The sequence below is a fragment of the Neisseria sp. P0009.S007 genome, assembly GCF_051962515.1.
This window is the reverse complement of record NZ_JBQCVF010000326.1, coordinates 1-1,463: the sequence shown is the minus strand read 5'-3', so window position 1 is coordinate 1,463 and position 1,463 is coordinate 1. Positions and strand designations below refer to the sequence as shown.

Annotated in this window: 2 protein-coding genes; both read left to right on the top strand. The window is 49.5% G+C overall.

The annotated features are described in order from the left end of the window. The coding region (gene rmuC, locus ACTHS3_RS12945; protein ID WP_440368122.1) for a DNA recombination protein RmuC at positions 1-378 on the top strand (378 nt) is incomplete at its 5' end. Positions 379-416: 38 nt separating this feature from the next. Next, positions 417-1,211, top strand: coding sequence for a glycosyltransferase family 8 protein (locus tag ACTHS3_RS12940; protein ID WP_070607255.1), 795 nt, complete (start codon positions 417-419; stop codon positions 1,209-1,211). The last annotated feature ends 252 nt before the right edge of the window (positions 1,212-1,463 follow it).

Here is a 1,463-nt window from a genome sequence, read left to right as displayed (position 1 = left end):
AAACGCATCATGCTGACCGGCCCCAGCACCCTGCTCGCCACCCTGCGCACCGTTGCCAACATCTGGCGCAATGAGCAACAAAACCAAAACGCGTTGGCGATTGCCGAGGCAGGCAGTAAACTTTATGACAAATTTGTCGGCTTTGTCGAAAGCATGGACGGCATCAATAAAGCGCTCGGTCAGGCTCAATCCCAGTTTCAGACGGCCTATGGCCGCTTGGTGTCCGGCAGGGGCAACCTCATCAGCAGCACCGAAAAACTACGCAAATTGGGCATCAAAGCCGGTAAACAGCTGCAACGCGATTTATTAGAAAAAGCCATGTCGGAAAACGAAGACCACGCCTCCTTACCGACCGCACAAGACCAAGAAAATGACTGATAAAATTTAAGACCTTGCAAATAAAGGGAATTTAACCAATGAGCAACATCACCATCGTTCTTGCCGCCGATACCGGCTATGCCGAGCAGGTTCATACCCTGATGAAATCCGTCTGCACACACAACACAAATGTCAATTTCTACCTCATGCACAATACCTTCAGGCGGGAATGGATCAACTATACCAACCAAAAACTCGCCGCCAGCGGCAGCCGTCTGAATGATGTCAAAATAGAAATGGACTTCAGCCAATATCGCCGCCTACCCCATATTTCGGATGCCGCATTTTTCCGTCTGATGATGCAACATCTGCCTGTCGACCGCGCCCTTTATCTCGACAGCGATATGGTGATTACCCAATCCCTACACGATTTGTTCAGCCTCGATATGCGCGGTTATCCCGTTGCAGCGGTACAAGACTCCTTTCTTGCCCGTACCGAATGGAATCACCCAACCGGCCTGCACACTACGCCCTATTTCAATTCCGGTATGTTGTTGGTCGACCTGGCGCAATGGCGGGAACACAATATCGCGGCGCAACTGCTGCAAACTGCTACCACCATTGACAAATCCGTTCCCTACGGCGACCAATGCTTTCTAAACACCGTATTTCAAAAAAACTGGCTGCAACTAGAAGAATCTTGGAATTTCCAAACAGGCGCAGTCCAATATTTCCAAAAACGAAATCTCGGCGAAGTATTCCCCAAACCTGACACTGTTCCGCCCGTTATCCACTACACCACACGCGCCAAACCGTGGCTGTGCGATTACGGCGAAATTCCTTTTATCGAAGTCTATTGGCAATACTATTGCGCCGACTGGCCGAAAGCGTAATTTCAGGCAAGGGACCCCTCTCCCTTCGATTACTCTTAAAGAACCCATCATCAAAAACAAAAGGCCGTCTGAAATCGTTTCAGACGGCCTTTAAGCCATAAAAAAACAGGCAGAACATTCTGCCTGTTTTTTTGTTCAAAACTAACCATAGAGTGAGCATACCACCCTCAGTCGGCGTTATCGTTATCCGATTAGATACCGCGCAACAATTCGTTCACGCTGGTTTTCGCACGGGTTTGCGCGTCCACGCGT

Excerpts from the sequence above, each read along its gene's own strand:
- ACTHS3_RS12940 (WP_070607255.1), top strand. The coding sequence starts at position 417 with ATGAGCAACATCACCATCGTTCTTGCCGCCGATACCGGCTATGCCGAG.